Source organism: Peribacillus sp. SIMBA_075 (assembly GCF_046534585.1).
This window is the reverse complement of the sequence record NZ_JAWRYN010000987.1, coordinates 1-258: the sequence shown is the minus strand read 5'-3', so window position 1 is coordinate 258 and position 258 is coordinate 1. Positions and strand designations below refer to the sequence as shown.

At 47.7% G+C, this 258-nt stretch carries 1 pseudogene; it reads left to right on the top strand.

The window, feature by feature from the left end:
• Positions 1 to 258: pseudogene (locus SB775_RS31230) on the top strand (cation:proton antiporter); the annotation flags it as partial.

Genomic DNA, 258 nt, shown 5'->3' with positions numbered 1-258 from the left:
AGCGGGCGGATCCTGTTCACCGAAGACTGGAACATCCATACGCTCGACGATAAGGAAGAGCAAGGCTATGCGATCCGTTCGACGAAATTGACAGAACGCTTCACATATGAGGAATTCAATCAAAGATGGTCTTCCAATACGATTCCTTTATTCGTTGAAACGGCGCAAGGAAATGTCGAATTCTTCACTTCCGATAAAGTATTGGAGCCGAAACAAGGCGATACCATCATCAGCTTCACTGGGCCTGAGCGTGACTCC